This is a genomic window from Clostridium chromiireducens (assembly GCF_003575225.1).
GTDB classification, from domain to species: domain Bacteria; phylum Bacillota; class Clostridia; order Clostridiales; family Clostridiaceae; genus Clostridium; species Clostridium chromiireducens.
In genome coordinates this window covers 266,519-290,149 of the sequence record NZ_QXDJ01000002.1, presented here as the reverse complement: position 1 = coordinate 290,149, position 23,631 = coordinate 266,519, and the positions used below count along the sequence as shown (strand labels likewise).

At 31.9% G+C, this 23,631-nt stretch carries 22 protein-coding genes; 12 read left to right on the top strand and 10 right to left on the bottom strand.

The window, feature by feature from the left end:
- The first annotated feature begins 164 nt into the window (after positions 1-164).
- Together D2A34_RS06630 and D2A34_RS06625 are read left to right on the top strand one after the other, a co-directional pair.
- Positions 165-893, top strand: a complete 729-nt coding sequence (locus tag D2A34_RS06630; RefSeq protein ID WP_119366097.1) for a DUF421 domain-containing protein — start codon at positions 165-167, stop codon at positions 891-893.
- A 15-nt stretch (positions 894-908) separates the two neighbouring features.
- A complete protein-coding gene (locus tag D2A34_RS06625) occupies positions 909-1,274 on the top strand; it encodes a DUF4363 family protein (RefSeq protein ID WP_079438186.1) in 366 nt (121 codons plus the stop codon).
- A gap of 112 nt (positions 1,275-1,386) precedes the next feature.
- Here the strand turns inward: D2A34_RS06625 and D2A34_RS06620 are convergent, their stop codons facing one another.
- Positions 1,387-1,590 (bottom strand): DUF1657 domain-containing protein, encoded by a 204-nt coding sequence (locus D2A34_RS06620; protein ID WP_079438187.1) that lies wholly within the window; start codon positions 1,588-1,590, stop codon positions 1,387-1,389.
- Between the two features lie 188 nt (positions 1,591-1,778).
- On the opposite strand from D2A34_RS06620, the gene D2A34_RS06615 reads away from it, so the two are divergent.
- The 5 genes from D2A34_RS06615 to spoVAE are packed head-to-tail and all read left to right on the top strand — an operon-like array spanning position 1,779 to position 4,728.
- A complete protein-coding gene (locus D2A34_RS06615) occupies positions 1,779-1,985 on the top strand; it encodes a DUF1657 domain-containing protein (protein ID WP_079438188.1) in 207 nt (68 codons plus the stop codon).
- A gap of 12 nt (positions 1,986-1,997) precedes the next feature.
- A complete protein-coding gene (locus D2A34_RS06610; protein ID WP_119366096.1) occupies positions 1,998-2,858 on the top strand; it encodes a DUF421 domain-containing protein in 861 nt (286 codons plus the stop codon).
- A 12-nt stretch (positions 2,859-2,870) separates the two neighbouring features.
- Positions 2,871-3,350 (top strand): stage V sporulation protein AC, encoded by a 480-nt coding sequence (gene spoVAC, locus D2A34_RS06605; protein WP_119366095.1) that lies wholly within the window; start codon positions 2,871-2,873, stop codon positions 3,348-3,350.
- Positions 3,351-4,352 carry a stage V sporulation protein AD gene (gene spoVAD, locus D2A34_RS06600; RefSeq protein WP_079438191.1) on the top strand — a complete coding sequence of 334 codons (1,002 nt, stop codon included), beginning with the start codon at positions 3,351-3,353 and terminating at the stop codon, positions 4,350-4,352.
- A 22-nt stretch (positions 4,353-4,374) separates the two neighbouring features.
- Positions 4,375-4,728, top strand: a complete 354-nt coding sequence (spoVAE, locus tag D2A34_RS06595; RefSeq protein ID WP_079438192.1) for a stage V sporulation protein AE — start codon at positions 4,375-4,377, stop codon at positions 4,726-4,728.
- Between the two features lie 98 nt (positions 4,729-4,826).
- Here spoVAE and D2A34_RS06590 read toward each other — a convergent pair whose 3' ends face one another.
- The 5 genes from D2A34_RS06590 to D2A34_RS06570 all read right to left on the bottom strand — a co-directional run bounded on the left by D2A34_RS06590 (position 4,827) and on the right by D2A34_RS06570 (position 10,080).
- Complete coding sequence (locus D2A34_RS06590; RefSeq protein ID WP_079438193.1) at positions 4,827-5,312, bottom strand: PTS sugar transporter subunit IIA; 486 nt, start codon at positions 5,310-5,312, stop codon at positions 4,827-4,829.
- Positions 5,313-5,320: 8 nt separating this feature from the next.
- Positions 5,321-6,646 (bottom strand): 6-phospho-alpha-glucosidase, encoded by a 1,326-nt coding sequence (locus tag D2A34_RS06585; RefSeq protein ID WP_119366094.1) that lies wholly within the window; start codon positions 6,644-6,646, stop codon positions 5,321-5,323.
- A 60-nt stretch (positions 6,647-6,706) separates the two neighbouring features.
- On the bottom strand, positions 6,707-8,299 hold the full coding sequence (locus tag D2A34_RS06580; RefSeq protein ID WP_119366093.1) for a PTS transporter subunit EIIC: 1,593 nt from the start codon (positions 8,297-8,299) through the stop codon (positions 6,707-6,709).
- Positions 8,300-8,433: 134 nt separating this feature from the next.
- Entirely contained in the window at positions 8,434-9,192 is a 759-nt protein-coding gene (locus D2A34_RS06575; RefSeq protein WP_079438196.1) for a MurR/RpiR family transcriptional regulator, read from the bottom strand.
- Positions 9,193-9,504: 312 nt separating this feature from the next.
- Complete coding sequence (locus D2A34_RS06570) at positions 9,505-10,080, bottom strand: hypothetical protein (RefSeq protein WP_119366092.1); 576 nt, start codon at positions 10,078-10,080, stop codon at positions 9,505-9,507.
- Between the two features lie 341 nt (positions 10,081-10,421).
- On the opposite strand from D2A34_RS06570, the gene D2A34_RS06565 reads away from it, so the two are divergent.
- From D2A34_RS06565 to D2A34_RS06555, 3 genes are all read left to right on the top strand, one after another.
- Positions 10,422-11,591 carry an iron-containing alcohol dehydrogenase gene (locus tag D2A34_RS06565; RefSeq protein ID WP_119366091.1) on the top strand — a complete coding sequence of 390 codons (1,170 nt, stop codon included), beginning with the start codon at positions 10,422-10,424 and terminating at the stop codon, positions 11,589-11,591.
- A gap of 217 nt (positions 11,592-11,808) precedes the next feature.
- On the top strand, positions 11,809-13,335 hold the full coding sequence (locus D2A34_RS06560) for a sigma-54-dependent transcriptional regulator (RefSeq protein WP_243128259.1): 1,527 nt from the start codon (positions 11,809-11,811) through the stop codon (positions 13,333-13,335).
- A gap of 96 nt (positions 13,336-13,431) precedes the next feature.
- The gene (locus tag D2A34_RS06555; RefSeq protein ID WP_079438203.1) at positions 13,432-14,805 is read left to right on the top strand and encodes an MATE family efflux transporter; all 1,374 of its coding nucleotides are present in this window, start codon (positions 13,432-13,434) and stop codon (positions 14,803-14,805) included.
- A 193-nt stretch (positions 14,806-14,998) separates the two neighbouring features.
- Here the strand turns inward: D2A34_RS06555 and D2A34_RS06550 are convergent, their stop codons facing one another.
- From D2A34_RS06550 to D2A34_RS06540, 3 genes are all read right to left on the bottom strand, one after another.
- Positions 14,999-16,003, bottom strand: coding sequence for an NAD-dependent epimerase/dehydratase family protein (locus D2A34_RS06550; RefSeq protein WP_079438204.1), 1,005 nt, complete (start codon positions 16,001-16,003; stop codon positions 14,999-15,001).
- Positions 16,004-16,194: 191 nt separating this feature from the next.
- Entirely contained in the window at positions 16,195-16,776 is a 582-nt protein-coding gene (locus tag D2A34_RS06545; RefSeq protein ID WP_119366090.1) for a Crp/Fnr family transcriptional regulator, read from the bottom strand.
- A 265-nt stretch (positions 16,777-17,041) separates the two neighbouring features.
- The gene (locus D2A34_RS06540) at positions 17,042-17,629 is read right to left on the bottom strand and encodes an acyl carrier protein phosphodiesterase (protein ID WP_079438206.1); all 588 of its coding nucleotides are present in this window, start codon (positions 17,627-17,629) and stop codon (positions 17,042-17,044) included.
- 389 nt (positions 17,630-18,018) lie between these two features.
- Here D2A34_RS06540 and D2A34_RS06535 point away from each other — a divergent pair, with 389 nt between their 5' ends.
- On the top strand, positions 18,019-18,717 hold the full coding sequence (locus tag D2A34_RS06535; protein WP_119366089.1) for an ABC transporter ATP-binding protein: 699 nt from the start codon (positions 18,019-18,021) through the stop codon (positions 18,715-18,717).
- Positions 18,717-20,960 carry an FtsX-like permease family protein gene (locus D2A34_RS06530; RefSeq protein WP_119366088.1) on the top strand — a complete coding sequence of 748 codons (2,244 nt, stop codon included), beginning with the start codon at positions 18,717-18,719 and terminating at the stop codon, positions 20,958-20,960. Before D2A34_RS06535 ends, D2A34_RS06530 begins: the two co-directional genes overlap by 1 nt.
- Positions 20,961-21,241: 281 nt before the next feature.
- Here D2A34_RS06530 and D2A34_RS06525 read toward each other — a convergent pair whose 3' ends face one another.
- Complete coding sequence (locus D2A34_RS06525; RefSeq protein WP_079438209.1) at positions 21,242-23,617, bottom strand: phosphoketolase family protein; 2,376 nt, start codon at positions 23,615-23,617, stop codon at positions 21,242-21,244.
- Between the last annotated feature and the right edge of the window lie 14 nt (positions 23,618-23,631).

Genomic DNA, 23,631 nt, shown 5'->3' with positions numbered 1-23,631 from the left:
ATTTCTATAACTTTGGTTAAATAAATAAACTACGAAGACCGCTCACCAACTACTCCTTCTCTCTTGCCTAAAGTTCTTTCACCACCTTCAATTAATTCAATAGTATAAAATCTACTTTAAGTTAAATAATAACCTTATATTATTAAGATGAGGAGGTAAAAAAATTGAATGAAGGCTTAGTCGTTTTAGTGCGTTCTATTATTGCATTCTTTTCTTTACTTATTTTCGCTAAGATACTAGGAAAACAACAAATTAGTCAATTAACATTCTTTGATTATGCTCTTGGAATAACAATTGGATCAATTGCCGCGACTCTTACTACGGACTTATCCAGCAGAGCATGGCCCCATTTTGTTGGACTTCTCACTTGGTGTTTACTTGGGTATTTAATGGAATATGTTACTGAAAAATGGAGATATGCCGCAAAATATATTGAAGGCGAACCTACAATTGTGATTATGAATGGCAAAATAATGGAAAATGCATTAAAAAAAATGAAATATACAGCCGCAGATCTTATGGGATTATTGAGAGTTAAGGATGTTTTTGATCTGTCCCAAGTAGATTTTGCGATTATTGAACCAAATGGCCAATTATCAGTTCTAAGGAAACCAGAATATGAACCTTTAACCCCTAAGGATATGAGTATTCTAAAAGCACCAAGCGGTATAAGTACCGAACTTATTTATGATGGAATTCTTATAAATGAAAATCTGAAACAACTTAATAAAACTGAAAAATGGCTAATGGCTCAACTGAAAATGCATGAGATTAAGGATGTTTCAGAAGTATTTATTGCAACCTTGACTCCTTCTGGCTCCTTATATATAGACAAGTATGATGATCATATGCTAAAAGTGACCGATATTGGTGATTATAAAGGACCATATTAAAGGAGGAAAATAATCGTGAGAAAATTATTAATAATATCTATACCTATAGTTGCACTAATTTCTTTTGTATTAATTATGCTCAGTGGCAGCTTTTTAAAAAAGTTCTCCGTAAAAAATGACAGCATCCCTGAATCGATACAATTAATTACTCAAGATATAGAATTAGAAAATTGGGAGAACGCTAATGAAAAAATAGAGAACTTATCAACTACATGGAAGACCTTCATTAAAAGAATTCAATTTAGTTCAGAGAGAGACGAAATAAATTCTTTAGATACAAGTATAGCTCGTCTTCGTGGCGCTATAGCTGCAAAGGATAAATCTGCCTCATTGATAGAATTAAGTGAGGCTTATGAGCATTGGGAAGGATTAGGCAAATAGATATTACACATAACTACATAATAAGAATTCAAGTAAATAAATATACTCTCATACCTATAAAATATAAATTTAATTAGGAATGGAAGTATATTTATTTATTTTTTGTTATCTATTATTTATTATACTGTGGTTCTTCTTGTTTTACAAAGTCAAGTCTTGATTGTATTGTTTGTGCTACATTATCCATTGTACTTGAAAGCTGATTAAACATTTGCTTTGCCTCTTGGTTATCTGTATCCAAAGAAAATGTCTTCATATCTGCTGCTAATCCTTTAGCACTGGCTAGTGCTGTTTCAAGTTTTGTTCCTGTTGGCATATAAAATTCCTCCTTTATATTTTTTAATCGACTACTATATTTTGTTCATAATCAATCTAAATATTCGATTTATTTAGATTAAAATTATTCCTAAACTTCTTAATTTTTTATAATATAAGAATTAAAATCAAGCTTATTGGATAAAGTAAATTAGTAAAATTTCAATAAATATTAAAGGAGACTTTTATATGACAGCGATATCTAAAGTAAAACAAACGTTAGCTACCTTAAAAGGGGCTGAAGCTACTTTAAGAATGTATTCATTGCAAGAACGTGATAAAGAAGCTAAGGATGCATTTAATACAGCATTTGAAGAAATAAGTAAAATTAAAACAGATTTAGAAAAAAGAGTAGGAACCATGGAGTTTGAGGAGCCCCAATATAAAGGTAATTAAGTGAGGTGGAATATGAATACTTGGTCTATACTATTATTTAATTCAATAGTTTTATTTTTTTTAACATTAGTTATATCTAAATATATGAAGAAAAAGACCTTAGCTAGGGCTACTCCCTTCGACTTAATTTCTTATGCTGTCATCGCTATTATTATTACTTTAATTTCTTTAAATCTTATTAATAATATTTATTTTGGATTAACTACACTGGCTGTTTGGGCTCTGATGCCTCTTATCTTAGATTATGCTTCTATGAGAAGTAAGTGGGTATACAATGTGTTACATGGTAAAGAAAGAGTCTTAATTAAAAACGGTAAAGTAATGGAAGATAACTTATCAAAAGAAAGAATTACAGGACAAGAATTTTTGCAGGAACTGCGTTCTAAAAAAGCATTTAATTTAGCTGATGTAGAATTTGCTGTAATGGAAACTACCGGAGATATAAACATAAACTTAAAAGCTGATAAGAAACCTGTTACTGCTTTTGATTTAGGAAAGCAGGTTGGATCAAAGACTGAACCACAAACAGTTATTTTAGATGGCAATATATTAAATGAAGGCCTTACTAATGCCGGGTTAAATCAAGGGTGGCTTACAACTCAATTAGAAATTAAAGGGGTCACCCTTGAGAATGTTTTTCTTGGTCAAGTTGATTCTTCTGGAGACCTATATATCGATCTTTTTGATGATTTAATACAAGTTCCTAAAACAGAAGTTAAAGAAATGTTATATGCCAGCATCGAAAAAATCCAAGCAGATCTTATGTCATTTTCTTTAGATAGTGACAATCAAGCTGCAAAAACTATGTATTCACAAAATGCTGAAAAACTAGAAAAAATCATAAAAAAATTAGAACCACATTTATTACGTTAGAAGGTGAAACGAATGTCAAACATGAAAAAGAAAAAAATGACCACCGCTCAGCAACAATATGATGCTTTGATAAGCAGTATTGAACCAAAAAGACCAATACTTAAGAATTGTATTAGGGCTTTTCTCGTAGGCGGAGCAATATGTTCAATTGGTCAAATATTACAATGGTTTTTTATTAACTATTATAATTTTGACGAAAAGACATCAGTAGGTCCTACTTCCCTAATTTTAATCTTTTTGGCCGCCTTATTTACCGGCCTCGGAATTTATGATCATCTCAGCCAGTGGGCTGGTTCGGGAACTGCTGTCCCTATTACAGGATTTGCAAACTCCATAGCTTCTGCTTCAATCGAACATAAAAGTGAAGGTTTTGTGCTTGGAGTAGCGGGAAATATGTTCCAACTTGCTGGAGCAATTATTGTTTATGGAGTTTTTGCTGCTGTTGTAGTTGCTGCCATAAAAATGTCAATAATCTGGTTGGGGGCGATGTAAATGCTTAAGGGGCATCAATCCTGGATTTTTAATTCTAAACCTACAATATTAGCTTCAGCCGCTGTTGGTGGTCCTTTTGAGGGTAATGGAGCTTTAGCAAATGACTTTGATATAATCTGTGAAGATTTATGGTTAGGGCAAGATAGCTATGAAAAAGCAGAAAAAGCTCTACTTGAGCATGCTTGTGAGAGGGCTATACAAAAATCAAATATACAAAAAGAAGATATTAATTTTTTCTTTAGTGGAGACTTAATGAATCAAATCATTTCCAGCAGCTTTGCTGCAAGAACTTTAGGAATACCTTATTTAGGAATCTTTGGTGCTTGTTCTAGCTCCATGGAAAGTCTATCCTTAGCCGCTCAATTAATTGACAGCAAAGCCGCTAAATACGTTGTAGCAGCAGCCTGCAGTCATAATGCAGCTGCTGAAAAAACCTTTAGATATCCTACTGATTATGGGGTACAAAGACCTCCTACTGCACAGTGGACAGTAACTGGATCTGGGGCTGCAGTTCTCGCACAAAATGGAGATGGACCAAAAGTAACTTCTGCTACTATAGGAAGAGTAATAGACATGGGAGTTTCAGATCCCTATAATGTTGGAGCCGCTATGGCACCAGCTGCTGTAGATACAATTGAAGCTCATTTTAGAGATTTAAACATTGATGCAACTCATTATGATCTTATCGCTACTGGTGATTTAGGCAAAGTTGGTCACGAGCTTGCTAATGCTTTATTGGAAAAACACAGAATAAACATGCCAAGAGATATATTTACAGACTGCGGACTTTTAATCTACAAAGATGATCAACCAGCATTTTCTGGCGGCAGTGGTTGTGGTTGCTCTGCCAGCGTAACTTATGGGCATCTACTTAATCGTATGCGAAGAGGAGAATTAAAGAAAATATTAATTGTCGCAACAGGTGCTTTAATGTCTCCTATATCCTTTCAACAAAAGGAAAGCATACCTTGTATTGCTCATGCTGTTTCTATAGAAATGTAAAAAGGAAGGTGAAAATCAAATTATGGAAAAATTAATTTTTGCATTTATCATAGGTGGTTTAATTTGCGTTATCGGTCAACTTATAACTGATATTTTAAAGGTTACGCCTGCCCACACAACTTGCACACTAGTTGTAATTGGTGCAATACTAGGTGGATTAGGTCTATATGATCCTTTAGTAAAATTCGCAGGTGCAGGCGCATTTGTACCTATAAGCAGCTTTGGAAATACCCTAGTTACAGCTGCTATAACTGATGCTGAACAAACCGGTTTTATAGGAATATTTACTGGTGTATTAAAGACCGTAAGTGTAGGAGTTTCTGCCGCAATAGTCTTTGGTTTTATTTCTGCCCTTGTGTTCAAACCAAAAGGTTGAGGTGCAGAATTCTAAAAAATAAGTTTCTAGGAATCATCAACAAGAAAAGCTTAGTGCGGGAACACTAAGCTTTTCCTATAACGTTTTAGTTGTTAGAGTTAATTATATTCCAATAAAATCTCTTCCTTAGCGTTCATACTCATACCAGTTCTAAAACTCACAATCTTATGATTGTTAGGTTCTGAAATTACCAGCATAGTAATATCATCTAGGCCTTTTTCTTTAATAAAGTTTCTGTCAAAGCTTAAAAGAAGATCACCTTTTTTTACTGCTTTTCCTTCTTCACAATGCAATTCAAAACCTTCTCCGTTTAAAGCTACAGTATCGATTCCTACATGAATTAAAAATTCCACTCCATCTTTCGTTCTAATACCAACAGCATGCTTACTTTCTTTCATAACTGCTGCTATAGTTCCATCACAAGGTGAATATATTTTTCCTTCACTTGGTTTAATAGCGATTCCTTCCCCCATCATTTTTTGTGAGAACATTTCATCATTAACCTTACTTAAGTCAATACTTACACCATCAGCAAAAGCATAAAATACTTTATTCTTATTTTTATTAAATAAATTTTTAAACATACATACCTCTACTTTAATTCCGGCCAATAGCCTTTATTAGCTTCAATAAGATCATCTAGTAATAATTTAGCGACTTTAGCACTTGGTATAGTCTTAGATAAAGTAAGTGCCTGCCATAATTTCAAATAACTATTTTCAATCCATGCTTCAACAACTAATTTTTCTACTGATACTTGTTGCTCCATTAATCCCTTTTGGAATTGTGGAATTTCTCCTTGTGCTAAAGGTTCTGGTCCATCACTTCCAACAATACATGGAACTTCTACCATAGCTGTAGGATCAAAATTAGATATTGCACCTTTATTTTCTACTATACATAACATTCTTTCGTGAGTATTATAAGCAATTGCTCTAGCTAAATCTACTATGAAAGTTGCATGAGCATCAATGTGGAATTCTCCACATTTTGCTGTTCCTGCCTTTGTAATAGCACGTGCTGCATTAAATACATCTTTTTCTCTTCCATCCATTACTTCATTTGCTCTAGAGTATTCTGCATTAGAATGTTCTACAACATAATCAGGATATAGATAGTATTTTAAATAAGTATTAGGTAAAAATCTTGGATCCACTGCTAATAAATCTTTTGCTTTTTTATGAGTTTCCTGCCAGCTTGGATCTGTGTGTTGTGTCTCTACTTCTTTTACTGTTAAGTAGCCATTTTCTGCAACATAGGCTTTAATCCTGTCTGTTAAATCATTGCCTTGTTTATCCTTAACGCTAGTCCACCATCCAAAGTGGTTTAATCCAAAATATTTAACTTCTAAATCACTTGGTTCTAAATCTACAATACCAGCCATACGACGAAGTGTTCCAACCGGCATATCACAAATATTTAATACCTTTGAATTTGGTTTTAATCTGCGGCAAGCCTCAGCTACAATTGATGCCGGGTTAGAGTAATTTAACATCCAACAGTCTGGCGAATACTTTTCCATTAAATCTATTAATTCTAACATGCCTCCTATACTTCTCATTCCATAGGCAATTCCTCCTGGTCCACAGGTTTCTTGACCAAGTACTCCATATTTTAAAGGAATCTTTTCATCCTTTTCACGCATTTCATATTTTCCAACACGTATATGAGCCATACAGAAGTCAACATCTGTAAATGCTTCTTTTGGATCTGTAGTATAAGAAAATTCAATATCTGGTGCATTTTCTTTTAATACAATATCTAAAGCCTCACCAATAACACTTTGACGATCACCGTCATTATCATATAATTTTAATTTTCTAATTGGAAAACGGTGTAGATTATCTAATAGCATCATAACTATTCCTGGAGTGAATGTGCTTCCGCCTCCTGCAATAACAATAGAATGTTTTTTCATATATATTACCTCTTTCCTTTAATTTATATTATTCTTCAAATATTTCTACAATTTATATTATTATTCTCCTACAATTCCTAGTGCTTCATCTACTATAGATCTTATTCTAGTTACATGTAATCCATAAATTACTTGAACATTTTCTCCTTTTTTAACTACCCCTGTAGCCCCTGTTCCCTTTAATGTGGCTTCATCAACTTTTGATGTATCATCAAGGATTAATCTTAATCTTGTAAAACAATTATCTACTTTTTTAATATTTTCTCTTCCGCCTAGGGCTTCTATTATTACAAGTGCTTCATTTCCTGCTCCAGCTTTGTTTGAATCACCTTGTTCCCCTGATACCTTTTCCTTGTAGTCCTGTTTAGTATAAAGTTTAACTTCCTCACTGCTGTCTTCTCTTCCAGTAGTCTTTAAGTTAAGTTTAACTATTAGGAATCTGAATACTACATAGTAAACTACAAATTGTGCAATACCTACTAAAATAAACATTGGCCAGCCTGTTTTTTCTATGCCCAATGGTAAGTTATAAAGTAAGAAATCTATAAATCCGTTAGGGCCTATCGCTCTTACATTTAATATATTTAAAGCCACCATTCCAAGTCCGCTTAATACTGCGTGCACTCCAAATAATATTGGTGCTGTGAATAAGAATGAAAATTCAATTGGTTCTGTAACACCTGCAATTAATGATGTTACTGCTGCTGGTATAAGTATTGCTTTAGCTTTCTTTTTCTTGTCAGCATCAGCTGTATGATAAAGTGCTAAGCATGCTCCTATTAAACCAAACATTTTTGATAATCCTCTAGCATCCCATATAACTGTGCTTGATAAAACTTTAACTGAAGGGTCTGCTATTTGTGCAAAATAAATATTTCTTGATCCTTCTAAAACTTTACCTGCTACAGTTTCTACTCCTCCAAGTGGACTATATAAGAATGGAGTATAAACTAAGTGATGTAATCCTGTTGGAATTAGAAGTCTTTCTAACATTCCATACATAAATATTCCGAAGTTACCTGACTTTTGTATATAATATCCTAAACTTGATATTGCCCATTGTACCGATGGCCAAACATAAGAAAGTATTACTGCGAGTATAACTACTACTGGGATAAGTATTAAAAATACTAATCTTGAACCACCATATATTTGGAAAGCTCCATTAAATTCCGTTTTGCAATATTTGTTATGAAAATAAGCCACAACTATACCTAATATTATTCCTAGAAAAACTCCCATGTCTAAAACTTGAGTTCCAAGTACAACTGCTTGCCCCGAACCTCTTAACTGATCCGCTGGAACTAATCTCCCTGATAAGTTAAGGAAAATGTTCATAGCATTATTGAATATGAAATAAACTAAAACTGATGTAAAACCTGATTCTGCTTTTTTCTCTTTTGCAAGCCCTACAGCCAATCCTACACAGAATATAATTCCAAGATTTGATAAGATAGGGACTAAAGAACCTGAAAGTATTTTACCAAATCCAAATATTACGGCATTTTTTAGAAACGGTGCATATTCTGCCAATTTGGCATTTGTTAAGATATTTCCAAAGGCTATTAATATACCTACAATTGGAAGTATTAATACTGGAATGAACATAGCCTTAGAAAATCTCTGCATGCCATTCATAATTTTATCCTTCATAATTTCCACCTCTTATTAATAATTTATTATGTCTTTGTCATAGGCTCATTATATATACGTTTTCATTTAATTGAAATAGATTTCAAGCATTAAGAAACCTGTTAGCATAAAAGATAACAGGTTTCTCAAATTAACTATTTATTCTCTTTTTTTGTTTCTTCATAATATCTATAAATTAAGTATTCCATAAACATAAGCATATTTGCAAAAAACGAATTAGGCAATACATTGCTGTCGTCCAATTTATGCATATCAACTATCTTAAAGGAAATGTTTGAAAGAGCTGAAATACTGTTTTCCACTTCCTTCGTAAATGAAACTATCACTGTATTTTTCTTCTTTGCTACTTGAACCTTATCTAATACTTCTTTAGTCTCTCCAGATTTTGATATTACTATTAGTGTTTCCATATCTTCTAGATTATTTTCAAAACTGCCCTTAGAATCTATCAATATGCTCTTTACCCCTATACCCAGCAGTTTTTTATTAAAGTATTCTCCAGCAATTTCAGAATAGCCTCTTGCATAAATAAAAATATACTTACGTGTCCCACTTGCTAGTATCTCTATAAATCTTTTAACATGTTCCTCCTCTATATATTTACATAAAAAATTAATATCCGTGCCTATTAATGCTTCTGATTTTTCTATAATTCCTGTATTACCAGCATCAATTAGAGGCGTTATATTATATATCATATCAATGAATCCTGTGAAACCTAATTTCTTCGAAAGTCTCATAATTGTTGATGTAGATGTATAGTTTGCTGCAGCAACTCCTCTGACTCCAATATCCATAACAATATTAATATTATTAATTATATATTCCAGTACCTGTTCTTCTATAGGTGTAATTTTCTTATTATTGACTATCTTACTTAAATCAACTTTCATCCTCTAATCATCCTCTAATCATATATGGATTTCTATAAATAATTTACTAATAGTATTGTAATATATAACTATAGTATTAATCAACTTGCCCATTAAATGCTCCAAAGTCAATTTTACGGACACAATGTCCTCTCCTAGCTTAATATTGGTATATTATATCTTCTATTGATTCCTTACATATTGAGACCGCTTTATCCATTTCTTCTTCATTGATAATCAGCGGCGGATTAAAATCTATAATAAAAACTTCAGATTTAATTACTAAATCTTTAAAGATCCTGTAACTCTATCTGAAGCAATATTGTATTCTAATTACTTACTGGTTTCCCCTTTTGCATTTTGACCTGCCGCCTGTCTAACAGTAATCTTTGAAATAGTTTCTTTATCTTTATCCGAATATGTTATTAAAAGTGTATCTCCAACTTTAATATCACTAACTGTAAGTGTTTTAGCATCTGAGTTTTGTTTTCCTCTGCTCATTGCAGTTATTTCTATTCCGTCGCCAACTGTAATATCTTTAGTTTCACCTGTATACTCTACTTGCCTGTTACCTTGTTTCATAGGTGGCTGTCCGTCTTTATTGTTATCTTGTGATGGAGCTTTTTGATCTCCACTTTGTTTTGAATTTCCTGTATTTCCTCCTTGAGGCATTTCAGGTGCCTTAATAAGCTTTAAGGTTATCTTATTACCATCTATACTTGAAACTTCGCCTTGTAAATCTGCTGCCTGAAAATTCTTTTGAGGTGCTTTTCCATTATCAGTGGACGCATTTTGAGTACTTTCAGTTGTTTGAATTGTTTGAGCAGCTCCAGCACTAGTTTTACTGCATCCAACCATTAAAGTAGCTGTAATGACTATTCCAGTTAGTGCACAAATTATTTTTTTCATTCTAATTCCTCCATCGAAATATATTATGTTAGCTTGTTGTTATTTAAATATTACAATGGTAATTTAACAGTTTTATCACAACTTTATTACAAATATATGAATATAAATGAAGCTGCTTCATTAAAGGATATTTAATATAGATAATTCTCCTTTTTACTAAAAGCATACAAGAGTAATTAATGACGAATTTATTATTGCAATTAAGAAGTTACTTTTTAATTTTAGAAATTTATTTTAAAATATCTTTTTAAATTTCCTTTAAAAACATATTGACTTAGAGTTAACTTTAACGCTTATACTTATATTAACAAAACAATGTAACGCTTTAAGGAGGCACTATCATGAATTTTAATTATTTTATACCAACAAAAATACTTTTTGGCGCAGGAAAATTAGCTGAATTGCATAAACATCCTCTTCCTGGAAAAAAAGCATTAATTGTAACTACTGCTGGTACTTCAGTAAAAAAATTTGGTTACTTAGATCGTTTGAATGAACAACTTGATTTAGCAGGTATTTCATATATTCTTTTTGATAAAATCCTTCCAAATCCTATTAAAGATCATGTAATGGAAGGCGCAGCCCTTGCTAAGGAAAACAATATCGATTTTGTTATTGGCCTTGGTGGCGGAAGCAGCATAGATTCTGCAAAGGCCATTGCTGTTATGGCTTCTAACGAAGGAGACTACTGGGATTATATTTCAGGAGGTACTGGAAAAGGACTACCTGTTCCAAATGATCCACTTCCTATAGTAGCTATTACAACAACTTCTGGTACTGGTACAGAAGCAGATCCATGGACAGTTACAACTAAGACAGAAACTAATGAGAAGATTGGCTTTGGTTATGATAAAACATTCCCAGTTCTATCTGTAGTTGATCCAGAATTAATGGTTTCAGTTCCAAAAAACCTAACGGCTTATCAAGGTTTTGATGCTCTTTTCCATAGTACTGAAGGTTATCTAAATACTACTTCATATGTAATGAGCGACATGTTTGCCATAAAATCAATAGAACTTATTGGAAAGAGTTTAGCTGAAGCAGTACAGAATGGAAGCAACCTAGATGCTCGTGGTGATATTGCTTTAGCAAATACTTTAGCTGGTATGGTAGAATCTACATCTGGATGTATTTCAGAGCATAGTCTTGCACATGCAATTAGTGCTTTCCATCCAAAATTTGAGCATGGTGCAGCATTAATATCCATTAGCGCAGCTTATTATGCCCATTTTGCTAAAAGTGGTACTTGTGATGAACGGATGATTCAGATGGCTAAGGCATTAGGTAAAGAAGATGCCTCTTCCCCTATGGATTTTGTTACTACATTAGTAGAACTTCAAAAAGCTTGCGATGTAGATCAAATCAAAATGAGTGATTATGGAATGAAATATGATGAATTACACAAATATGTTGAAAATTCAAGAAACAATATGGGTGCTTTATTCCAATTTGATCCAGATGCTTTAACTGATGAAGATGTATTAAAGATATTCCAAGATTCATTTAGATAAAATTAGAGGCCACAAATTTGTGGTCTCTAATTTTATTGTAATTGAATTAAATTTTTTTGAGGCAAATGGCACAATAACCATGACTGATGGAATAAATTAATTGTTACTCTATACCCATTTTATATCAATAGTTTAGATATAATTCAACATATCAGTAGCAAGTGTTAATTTTGATATAATGAAACTATAAATACATATGTACATGGAGATTATAATTATGAGAATTCTTTTTATAGCACCTTATTTAGGTTTAAAAGAACTAGCCCAGTCAATTTTAGATGAATATTCTGATATACATATAGATGTATATCAAGGAAATTATGAACAAGGACCAAAACTATTAAAAAAACTTAATGCTGATGAAAAATACGATGCAATTATAACAAGAGGTGGAACTGTTGAAACATGCAGGAAGGTTACAACAACGCCTATTATTGAAATTTATATAAATGCTTTTGATATACTTAGAATTTTAAAATTATCTGAAGGTTATGATGGCAAGAAAATATTTTTAGCTTATCCAAGCATTGTTAATTCATTTAAGCAGTTAAGTGAACTTATGGGATATTATATAGAATCACAATGTTATTTTGAACATAAAAATATAAGTAGTATAATTGAAAATCTAAAAGAAGAAAACTATGAACTTATAATTGGAGATAACATGGTATATGAGACGGCACAAAAACTAGGAATTAACAGCATATTGCTTACCAGCGGAATAGAAAGTTTAAGAAGTGCTATTGATGAAGCTATTAGATTATGCAATGCTCTTTCTAGAGATAAAAAACAAATTATTGAATCTAATCTTTATATAGAAGATCAGAAAATAAATGAAGACAATATAGATAAGTTTGTGAGAATTTTCAATGCTAATGAAATATCTCCAAGCTTTATAGATACAGTATTTCCAAAGACAATTTCATCTCAAATATCAGCGCTTAGTGATACATCTCTTCCGACCATTATAACTGGCGAAGATGGAATGTGTAAAAGTGATGTTGGCTATTTATGCTGCTGCTATGGTCCTCAAAAAAGAAAAAGTTTAGTTTGTATTAGCTGCTTCTCAGTTCCTGAAAACTATAACTATGATTTATTAGAGAATACTATAATAAAGCATCTCTGGAATGAAGGCGGAACTTTATTTTTAGAAGATATAGACCAATTATGTATAGAGGGGCAAAAGCAAATAATTAATATCTTAAAAAAATTAACTAAAAACTGTAATGTTAAAATAATTGCCTCTTCTGAATTGCCTGTAGAAATCTGTGTAAGTAGCGGAAAACTTCTAAGGCAGCTTCGCTCAATTTTAGACGAAGTAAGAATAGAACTAATGCCACTTAAGTATTATACAAATGAAATTAATAATATGATAAGCATGTATCTTGCAAAATTGGATGTAAGATGTGCAAGTCAGGTTGTTGGAATCAACAAAGGTGGAATAAATTTATTATCTGATTATGATTGGCCAGAAAATATTCGACAATTCATGAGAGTAATAAATCAATTAGCACTAACATGTAATGGTTCATATATTGCCCAAACTGGAGTTAAAGTTGCTCTAAAAAAAGAACATGATAATCATAAATACGCTATCTTAGTACCTATTGATCTAAGTGGAAGCTTAAAAGAAATTGAGACTCGTATTATAAAACATATAATGGCAGAAGAAGGAATGAATCAAGTAAAAGTAGAAAAGAGATTAGAAATTGGACATAGCACATTATGGAGAAAATTAAAATGATTTCATAATGAAACGAATTTGATATTTCACTTATTGATGATGCACTAATCGCTTTAGTATAATAACTGAGGAAAGAATACTAAGGAAGTGAAATATATGATTAAAGATATGACAAAAGGAAACATACCAAAGCATCTGATTGGTTTTTCTATACCTTTAGTGGTAGGAAATCTGCTTCAATTAACTTATAATGCAGTAGATTCTATAGTTGTAGGAAGATTTTCAGGAACAGATGCATTAGCAGCAGTTGGAGCAGCTAACCCTGTAATGAATATTGCAATTTTAGGAATAACAGGCATATGCATTGGTGCATCAGTGCTCATGAGTGAATTTTTTGGTGCCGGAAAGCATGAAGAATTAAAAAAAGAAATATCAACCACTTTAATATTTGGATGTTTTTTTTCTTTATTAATCGTAGTGCTTGGTTTAATTTTTTCAAAAGGAATACTAAGACTTCTTGGAGTGCCAAATGAAATTCTTGATTCTTCAGCCCTTTATCTTAGAATTATCTTTGTTGCAATGCCTTTTACATATTTGTATAACGCGGTATCAGCAGCTATGAGAAGTGTTGGTGATTCCAAAACTCCAATAAGATTTTTAGCAATTGCATCTATTTTAAATGGCTGCCTTGACTTTATCTTTATAGGTGGTTTTAATATGGGGGTGCTTGGAGCTGGGCTTGCAACAGCTATTGCAGAAGCATGTTCTGCAGTTTTCTGCATAATTTATATATATATAAAGGTTCCATTGTTAAGATTGACTAGAAGTGATATTAGAATTGACATGAATCTTTTAAAGAAGACACTTCAACATGGTTCTATAACAGCCTTGCAGCAGTCTTGTCAGCCAATCGGAAAATTATTAATACAAAGTTTTATTAATCCACTAGGTATTGCAGCTATTGCCGCATTTAATGCTGTAAACAGAGTTGATGACTTTGCATTTACACCTCAACAAAGTATATCCAGCGGAATAATGACATTTGTTGCTCAAAATCGCGGTGCTAATAATAAAAGACGTATTAAGGATGGATTTAGAATTGGATTATTTGTAGAGTTCTGCTATTGGATATTAATTTGTATAGTTATTTTATTTTTAAAAGAACCTATTATGAAATTGTTTGTTTCTTCTGAAGATACAAGTATGATTAATTTAGGAGTCCATTATTTAGGACTTATGGCTTTCTTCTATATACTTCCATCCTTCACAAATGGAATACAAGGCTTCTTTAGAGGTATGGGAAATATGAAAATCACATTAATTTCTACATTGATTCAAATATCATTTAGAACATTATTTGTATATTTATTGGTTCATCGTATAGGAATGGTCAGTGTTGCTTACGCAAGTCTTATAGGCTGGATCCTTATGTTAGCTTATGAAGTACCGTATTATTTCGCCTACAAAAGAAAAAATGATATATTAAAAGATTCAAATAAGTTTGAGGCAAAAATGCAATTGCAAGAATAAGACATCACTTGACGCTGAAACTAATAAAGCGGTTGTATCAGATTGAGTTTTGATACAACCCCTAAAACTTCATATTATAGTCTTTCTCTAAATTCTGTAATCCATTTATTAAACATGCCTGTTCCCAAATTGTATGCGTCCATTGTTTCATAATTCCTATATTTATACTCCAATGAGCAAATAATTAATCCTATTAACCTAGATTAGCATAAACTCGTTTAAAATACTCTTCTAACGCCTCTTTTCCTAATTTTGGATTGAAATTCAAATCTTTTTTTGAGGTAGTAATATCATAATATCTATTTATTCCACCATAATATAATTCTACCTGACTTCTAAGAATTAGTGGCTGAGTATTATTTTGTTTAGCTTCTAGTTCAAGTTTTTCAGCTAATAACAATAGCTGCTCTTTAGCATATTTTTGTGGTATCTCCAGATCAGGAACAAACTTCTTTGCAATTTTAATAATATCATCTGAAGTTACAGGTTCTTCATTAGCTAAAATATATCTTGTCCCTCTTACTCCTTTTTCAGCTGCGACAATCATACCTTCTATAACATCAATTACATCTATCGGAGTCATTTCTGTTACATAATTAATTTTCATCTTACCTGAAAGAATACTATCAAAACCAAGCATTGTTGGAGTTTTCTTTAAAAATTCTCCACCAATCATTGCACCTGGTAGGACACTGACCATATCTAAATCATATTTTTTTGCTAGTTCCCAAGCCCTTTTTTCTGAACGTGCTTTTGAATCAAAGTAGGCATTACCATGGCTATCTTTAAGCCACGTAGTTTCATCAATTTTACCTTTTGAATTCACCTTATTAAGAGACAATGCAGCTACAGAACTTACATATATAATTTTCCTTACCTTTGCCTCCTTGGCTGCTTCCATTATATTTTCAGTTCCCAAAATATTAGGAACAATTATATCTTTTTCGGTATCCTTGGCCCAATGTTTAAATACAGCTGCAACTTGATATAATGTATCAACTCCATCAAGTGCCCTAATTAATGATTCTTTATCCATTAAATCAGCATAAACTACTTCGCAGTCAAGACCTTCAAATGGCTTTTTATCATTCAAATCACGTACGCTGGCTCTAACCTTTTCATCTCTTTTTAATAATTCTCTTACCAAATTGTTACCTAGATGTCCATTTGCACCTGTTACTAAAGAAATTTTCTTCATAATTAAATCCTCCTAAATAGATTAATATAGAAACTATCTTAATACTAATTTGAAAATTACTAATTGTAATTGACATATGTTAATTGCAATAAAAAACAAGCACTAACTTCAATCTTTTATAATATTGATAGCCACATTAATAACATAAAAAAAAACACCAAATAATTTTATTTGATGTTTAATAAATACATTTATTCTATTTTCATACCTCTCTTAATTCTACTAAGAGAACTTGCTCTAACTCCAATATAAGAAGCAATATATGCTTGATTTATCCTACTTTCTAAAGAAGAATGCTCTTTTGTAAATTCTATATATCTGTCTAATGCATTTTTGATAAGTAACGCCTTTTCTCGGTTTAGAGTATTAACAAGAATTTTCTTGATATAATTATCGAATATAACCTTCATTTGATTGCTTTTTTTCATTCCTTGTTTTATTGAATCATAAGGAATAATGACGCAAATGCAGTCTTCTAAACTTTCTATACTAAAGCTAGATTCTCCACTCCTTAATAATCCTTCAGCGCAGGCAAATTCTGTTTCACAAGCAAAGCATTTTGTTACATCGTTACCTGCATCATCTATATAATATCCCCTCACAATTCCTTTATGAATATAATACAGTGAGGTTGGCATTTCCCCTTGTCGAAGAATAATTGTGCCTTTTGGTACCATCTTTATAATTGCTGTAGAATTAAATATTTTTTTTAAACCTTCTTCTAATTCTAACTTAAATCCAACATCAATATAATCACTAGGCTTAGAAAGCATAATGCATTCCCCCTCTAAACTTAAAAGGTATATAACCAATCCATAATTTAGAATTATACCATAAAAAGTAAGATTATACTAAAGAATACAAAAAATTTTACCCACTACAAATAATTACCTAAACAAAGTTTTATATTTAGGTAGTTTAAGTATATAACTCTCATTTTAGATGCCTGTAATATTATTTCCCATGAATAAATAAAATGTTTTATACTTAGAAACCTTATTTGTCGTAAAGTTCGCAGCATCAATCGTGGACATATTACTAAAGCATTATTTTAAGTTTATTTGCATATTGAATTGCCTCAGGATAAAAACATTTAAAGTCATTTTGAAGTCCTTCATAATTATTAATTAGTTCATCTATAGGATTTACTAAGGGGTGCCTGGTATTAGAAAATCTTTTAGAAATCCTATCCACTGCTACCTGTATTCCACTTATATCTCTATAGGAAAGAAGCCAGTTTTCTTCTATCATAAAAGGCATTCTTCTCGTCAGTTTATCTGGCAAGCAATAAGAATACTTTTTGAGTATCTTATAAAAATTATCAGCATATTCTTCTAAGGATACTGAAGAATAATCACTCCAATTCTTAGCTAAAAAATGATCATAAAATATATCAATTAGTACCCCTGCAAGGCGTCTATTAGCGCTAGAAATTCTTTCTCTACTATTTGCGAAATTTGGATGGGAATCCGTAAAAGTATCAAGCTTCTTATGCATTAGAATCCCCTGCTTTATGGAATATTCAAATTCATCTTCTAAAGATTTACTCACAAAATCCCCTAGAAAATTTCCTAACATATTTTCTTCGCTATTATCTGAAAGATGTATATGAGCTAAATAATTCATTGTTTCTCCTTTCAAATCCTACTATAATGAGCAAACCTCTATATGTTAACTCACTATTCTTCTTCATGTACATTTTTATGATCTACCAAGCCTTAGTCAATGATCATAATATCGATACACTTTGTTTATTATTATTTTATCCCTATTATACCATTAGTTTATTATATGATTCACCACAACACCGCTATTAGAGCTTTTTATTTTCTCATAAGCTTCATTAACTCATTAACATAACATAAGTGTATTTCCTTTTAGAAAATATAAATTGCATAAGGCCGGTACCTTGGGCGAAGACTATTAGCATTAGATAATTCTTTTAAGTCAAAAAAGTAAATACAAATTCCCATAAATAAATTAATGAGAAATAGAAAGATAGGAGGCGAGAAATAATGTTTTTAAAAGTAGAAAATTTGAAGAAAAGTTATAACACAGGTGATGTAACCACAACCGTTTTAAAGGGCGCAGGTATAAGTTTAGAAAAGAGAGAAATAGGGGTAATACTTGGACCTTCTGGTTCTGGGAAATCAACACTTCTTAACATTATTGGAGGAATTGACAGATGCGACTCAGGTATAGTTTTAGTTGGTGATATGGATATCACTAAACTAAATGACAATAAGCTTACTGATTACAGACGAGAAAATATCGGCTTCATATTTCAGTTTTACAATCTAATCCCTAATCTTACAGTAGGTGAAAATATAGAAGTTGTTTCAAATATAAGTAAATCACCACTTAACATTGATGAGGTACTAAAAGCCGTAAATATGTTTGATAAAAAGCATAGATTTCCAAGGGAACTAAGTGGTGGTGAGCAGCAAAGAGTGTCTATTGCACGAGCTATAGTCAAAAATCCAACTCTTTTGTTATGCGACGAACCAACTGGTGCTCTTGATTTCTCAACTTCAAGGGAAATTTTAAAGCTTCTTCAAAAAGTAAACGAAGAATTTGGCACAACCATACTTATGATAACCCATAACACTGCAATTAGTGCTATGGCTAATAAATTTTATAGGGTTAGAAGTGGTGAAATTGTAGAGAGCATAGTTAATAGTATAACCGTACCTGCAGAAAGGATTGAGTGGTAATGATTATTAATAAAAAAATCAAGCGAACCATGCTGGAAAACAGATCACAATATATTGGTTCATTAGTACTTATTATTTTTAGCTGTCTACTTTTCACAATGTTTAACTTGGTTTCAAAGAATCTTACACAATTATCTTCTTCCTTTGAAAAAGACTATAAGCAAGAAGATGTAAACTTCACGACTACTCCAAGAATAAGTAATATTGAAACCTTGGAAGCAAAATTTAATATGAATATAGAGGAAACAAAGTCATTTGACTACTTGATTTCAGAAGATAAGACCCTAAGGATATTCAGTGAAAATAAAAAGGTTAATATACCAGCAATAATTAAAGGAAATGATCTAAGCAGAGGTGGCATCCTCATAGATCCCTCCTATGGAAAAGCTAACAAATTAAATATTGGAGATAACATTAAAATTGATGGTGAGAACTTTATATTATCCGGCTTTATGTCTCTTCCTAACTATATCTATCCACTAAAAAGTGAATCAGATATAATGAATGATCCAAACAGTTTTGGAATAGCTGTTATAAGTAAAGAGGATTTTAATAGTCTAAATATAGGCAATGTTTCTTATTCCATAAGATTTAATGGTGACAGAAGTAATATAGATAATAAGATATCAGAATTTAAGGATTATCTAAAAAGTGAGAATATTACTCTTCTCAGCTGGATGAATATAAGTGACAACCCAAGAGTTACGTATTTTACAGCAAAACTTTCTGGCATTGATAAAATGAGTTCTTCTATGCCTATAGCTGTACTTCTTTTAACCTGCATATTAACTGGAATAGTTATGTATCGAATGTTAAAGAGAGAAGCTGTTATTATAGGAACTCTTTATGCACTAGGCTATAGAAAAAAAGAGATTATGAAGCACTATCTTCTATATGCCATTGTTATTTCACTTGTAGGCGGTATTCTAGGAACTATGCTTGGATTATTAACCTTAAGACCTATGATGAACTATTATGTATCATACTTCAATATCCCTGTAGGTTCTTTAAGCTATGATATAAGCTATATTATAATAAGTATTTTATTGCCAATATTCTTCTTAGTAATCTGCAGCTATTTTGTAGTCAATAAATCCCTCAAAAGCTCACCAATGCATCTAATGAGAGGCGGCACCGAGAAGAATAAAGTTGGTTTCATAGAAAGAAAAGTAAATCTTGAAAGATTCAATTTTAATACCAAATTTAAAATGCGTGAGCTCCTAAGAAGCATACCTAGAAGCATATTCCTGTTACTTGGTATAGTTATGTCAACAATGCTGCTGCTCATGGGCTTTGCCTCTAAGAGCTCAATGGATTCCTTACTTAAAGAATCTTTTAATGAATCCTTTAAGTATAATTATCATTATGTATTTAACGCTCTCCAAAATGGTAAACCTGAAAAAGGAGAACCCTTCTTGGAAATACCATTTTCAATGAAATACGATGATAATATTACTTTTACAGTGTACGGTGTAAATCCAGACTCTAAATATATTTCCTTTAAGGATAAATCCGGTAATATACTAAAACCTAGTAGCATCATAATTACAAGATCTTTAGCTGATAAATTAAATATAACGCCAAAAGATACTCTAAAAGTTATCAATAGATTAGATTCAAAAGAATACAGCATAACAGTTGACAGCATTGCAGAAACATTTGTAGGTCAGTATGTTTATATGCCTCTAGATACCCTAAATGATATGCTTGGTTTCCATTCTGGAAGCTATATTGGATTATGGAGTACAGAAAAAATAGCCATTCCAGAAAATAAGCTATTAACAGTTGTAACAGTTGATGATATGAAAAAAGCCTTTGATACAATGACAAAACCGCTTCAAGCAATAATAGGAAGTATAGCTTTCATGTCATTTATAATTGGGCTTATTGTAATATATGTTGTTACTTCCCTAACTATAGAGGAGAATAAAGATAATATTTCTCTTTTAAAGGTTCTAGGTTATAGAAATAAAGAGATTTACTCACTAATTTTAAATAGTTCCAGATTTATAGTAGTGCTTGGCTACATATTAGGAGTACCTCTCCTACTCGGTTCCTTAACTGCACTTTTTAAATCAATGACAAAAGAAATGAGTATATCTTTCCCTGTAACTATTGATTATATCTATGTTTTAATTGGTTTTATCATAATATACTTAACATTTGAATTATCAAAACTATTGAGCAGAAAAAAGATAAACAGAATTTCAATGGCTGAAGCATTAAAGTCTAGAGTAGAATAAAAAAATGTTATTTAATAATATAAAGAAATTCCAATTTAAATTCAAAATAATCTCACAAATTATTTAAGGCAATATCTCTTAAGATTGGATTTTTACCCTACACAACACATTTATATATGCAACACACTCAACTCCAGATAATATAAATAAATTTATTGATCTTTCCATATTCTAAATAATCTAATAAAAAAGATGCCTAAGAACAAATTGTTCCTAGACATCTTTTTTGAAATTTTAATAATTATGTGAGCCTCTGGCATTCTTTAATTGAATGTAGAGGATTAGTTAAGGCCTTTCCATTTCCAATTAGCAATCTCTGGCATCTCAACACCATTTTCATGAACAAATTTAGTATGCGTATCTAATTTTTCGTTCATTTCTTGGATAATATATGCACCCTTATTCCCTAATTGTGGTAAGTGATAGATTGCATCTTTAACAAGATTGAAACGATCTAACTCGTTTAATACACGCATATCAAATCCAGTTGTGATTTCACCCTTATCTCTGTAACCATGAACAGAAACATTATGGTTAGCACGTTTAAAGAATAATGTATCTATCAAGTTTTCATAACCATGGAAACCAAAGATAATTGGTTTATCTGTAGTGAAAATCATATTAAACTCTGCATCAGATATACCATGTTCATATACTTGTGGAGATTGTAATTTTAATAAATCAACTATATTAACAAATCTAATCTTTAATTCTGGTAAGTAATCATGTAATAATTGTACAGCCGCTAAACCTTCAAGTGTTGGAGTATCACCAGCTGTTGCAAATATAATATCTGGTTCTGCACCTTTATCTGTACTTGCCCATTCTACGATACCTAAACCATTGTTAACTAAATATTCAGCTTCATCAATAGTGAACCATTGTTGTCTTGGATGTTTTGATGCTGTTAAAAGATTTACTTGATTACGGCTTCTTAAACATTTATCAAATGTTACAAGTAAAGTATTTGCATCTGCTGGTAAGTATTCATGGATTAAACCAGAATTTTTATCAGCTAAATGTCCAAGCATTCCTGGATCTTGGTGAGTATAGCCATTGTGGTCTTGTTGCCAAATATGAGAAGTCATAATTAAGTTTAATGATGAAATTTCTTCTCTCCAGGCAATTTCTTCACATTGATTTAACCATTTGAAGTGTTGTGTAACCATTGAATCTACAACACGTAAAAATGCTTCATAGCTGTGTATAAATCCATGACGACCAGTTAATAGATAAGCTTCTAAAGCACCTTCTGCAACATGCTCACTAAGCATTGAATCAAATACTCTTCCGTCTGGTGCTAAGAATTCATCATAAGGCTCATTGATTTCACCAACCCATTGACGGCTTGTTTCTTCAAACATTGCATATAAACGGTTTGATGCAGCTTCATCTGGGCTAAATACACGGAAATTACGTTCTTTTCTATTTAATTTCATAACGTCACGTACATATTTACCTAGAACAAGCATATCTTGTGCAACTTCTTTACCTTTTTCTTGGTTACCAAGAGCATATTCACGGTAATCTGGTAAACGTAAATCTTTCATGATTTTACCACCATTTGTTGCAGGGTTACATGACATACGTTTATCGCCTTTAGGAATTATTTCTGCAATTTCATCTACTAACTTACCTTCTTCAGTAAATAATTCTTCTGGACGATAGCTCATCATCCATTTTGCAAAGTCGTCTGCATATTCCATATGCTTACTATCAAAAGGAATTGGAACTTGGTGTGCACGGAATGAACCTTCAACTGGAGCTCCATTTGATTCTTTTGGACCTGTCCATCCTTTAGGTGTTCTATTAAGGATAATTGGCCATTTAGGCCTAGACATATCATCATTTTCAATCGCATTCTTTTTGATAGCTAGAATTTTTTCGATAGCTTCATCCATCTTTTTAGCCATCAATGGATGCATTACTTCTGGTTCATCTCCTGAAACAAATATAGGATCCCATCCTAAGCCTTCAAAATATTTTTGCAATTCTTCATCAGTCATACGAGCCATAATAGTTGGGTTACTGATCTTGAATCCATTTAAGTATAGTATTGGTAGAACAACACCATCTGTAACAGGGTTTATAAATTTATTTACTTGCCAAGAACCTGCTAATGGTCCAGTTTCAGCTTCACCATCTCCAACTACAACTGCTGCAATTAAATTAGGGTTATCTAAAATAGCACCAAAACCATGCATTACAGAATAACCTAATTCACCACCTTCATGTATTGAACCAGGAGCTTCAGGAGTTGCATGAGAACCTACTCCACCTGAAGATGAGAATTCCTTATATAATTTTGATAAGCCTGCTATATCTTGAGTAATTTCAGGGTAAGTATCACTATAACTTCCATCAAAATAAGAGTTAGAAACCATAACTTGTCCACCATGACCTGGACCAGAAATATATAGCATATTTAAATCGTATTTATTAATAACACGGTTTAAGTGAGCATAAATAAAAGTTTGTCCAGCAATTGTTCCCCAGTGACCAAATACTGCATTTTTCACATGTTCCGGTTTTAATGGTTCCTTTAATAATGGATTTCCCTTAAGATACAATTGTCCAACTGAGATAAAATTAACAGCTCTCCAGTATGCATCTACTTTTTTTAAATAACTTTCGGATGAATAATCAATATTTATCATTTTATAGAATCCCC

What these genes read in the sequence shown, in the direction of transcription:
- spoVAD (WP_079438191.1), top strand. Translation starts at nt 3,351, where the DNA reads ATGCTTAAGGGGCATCAATCCTGGATTTTTAATTCTAAACCTACAATA.
- spoVAE (WP_079438192.1), top strand. Translation starts at nt 4,375, where the DNA reads ATGGAAAAATTAATTTTTGCATTTATCATAGGTGGTTTAATTTGCGTT.
- D2A34_RS06565 (WP_119366091.1), top strand. Translation starts at nt 10,422, where the DNA reads ATGAATTTTAATTATTTTATACCAACAAAAATACTTTTTGGCGCAGGA.
- D2A34_RS06530 (WP_119366088.1), top strand. Translation starts at nt 18,717, where the DNA reads ATGATTATTAATAAAAAAATCAAGCGAACCATGCTGGAAAACAGATCA.
- D2A34_RS06535 (WP_119366089.1), top strand. Translation starts at nt 18,019, where the DNA reads ATGTTTTTAAAAGTAGAAAATTTGAAGAAAAGTTATAACACAGGTGAT.
- D2A34_RS06620 (WP_079438187.1), bottom strand. Translation starts at nt 1,590, where the DNA reads ATGCCAACAGGAACAAAACTTGAAACAGCACTAGCCAGTGCTAAAGGA.
- D2A34_RS06575 (WP_079438196.1), bottom strand. Translation starts at nt 9,192, where the DNA reads ATGAAAGTTGATTTAAGTAAGATAGTCAATAATAAGAAAATTACACCT.
- D2A34_RS06555 (WP_079438203.1), top strand. Translation starts at nt 13,432, where the DNA reads ATGATTAAAGATATGACAAAAGGAAACATACCAAAGCATCTGATTGGT.
- D2A34_RS06540 (WP_079438206.1), bottom strand. Translation starts at nt 17,629, where the DNA reads ATGAATTATTTAGCTCATATACATCTTTCAGATAATAGCGAAGAAAAT.
- D2A34_RS06580 (WP_119366093.1), bottom strand. Translation starts at nt 8,299, where the DNA reads ATGAAGGATAAAATTATGAATGGCATGCAGAGATTTTCTAAGGCTATG.
- D2A34_RS06570 (WP_119366092.1), bottom strand. Translation starts at nt 10,080, where the DNA reads ATGAAAAAAATAATTTGTGCACTAACTGGAATAGTCATTACAGCTACT.
- D2A34_RS06585 (WP_119366094.1), bottom strand. Translation starts at nt 6,646, where the DNA reads ATGAAAAAACATTCTATTGTTATTGCAGGAGGCGGAAGCACATTCACT.
- D2A34_RS06610 (WP_119366096.1), top strand. Translation starts at nt 1,998, where the DNA reads ATGAATACTTGGTCTATACTATTATTTAATTCAATAGTTTTATTTTTT.
- D2A34_RS06560 (WP_243128259.1), top strand. Translation starts at nt 11,809, where the DNA reads ATGAGAATTCTTTTTATAGCACCTTATTTAGGTTTAAAAGAACTAGCC.
- D2A34_RS06550 (WP_079438204.1), bottom strand. Translation starts at nt 16,003, where the DNA reads ATGAAGAAAATTTCTTTAGTAACAGGTGCAAATGGACATCTAGGTAAC.
- D2A34_RS06590 (WP_079438193.1), bottom strand. Translation starts at nt 5,312, where the DNA reads ATGTTTAAAAATTTATTTAATAAAAATAAGAATAAAGTATTTTATGCT.
- spoVAC (WP_119366095.1), top strand. Translation starts at nt 2,871, where the DNA reads ATGTCAAACATGAAAAAGAAAAAAATGACCACCGCTCAGCAACAATAT.
- D2A34_RS06545 (WP_119366090.1), bottom strand. Translation starts at nt 16,776, where the DNA reads ATGCTTTCTAAGCCTAGTGATTATATTGATGTTGGATTTAAGTTAGAA.
- D2A34_RS06615 (WP_079438188.1), top strand. Translation starts at nt 1,779, where the DNA reads ATGACAGCGATATCTAAAGTAAAACAAACGTTAGCTACCTTAAAAGGG.
- D2A34_RS06525 (WP_079438209.1), bottom strand. Translation starts at nt 23,617, where the DNA reads ATGATAAATATTGATTATTCATCCGAAAGTTATTTAAAAAAAGTAGAT.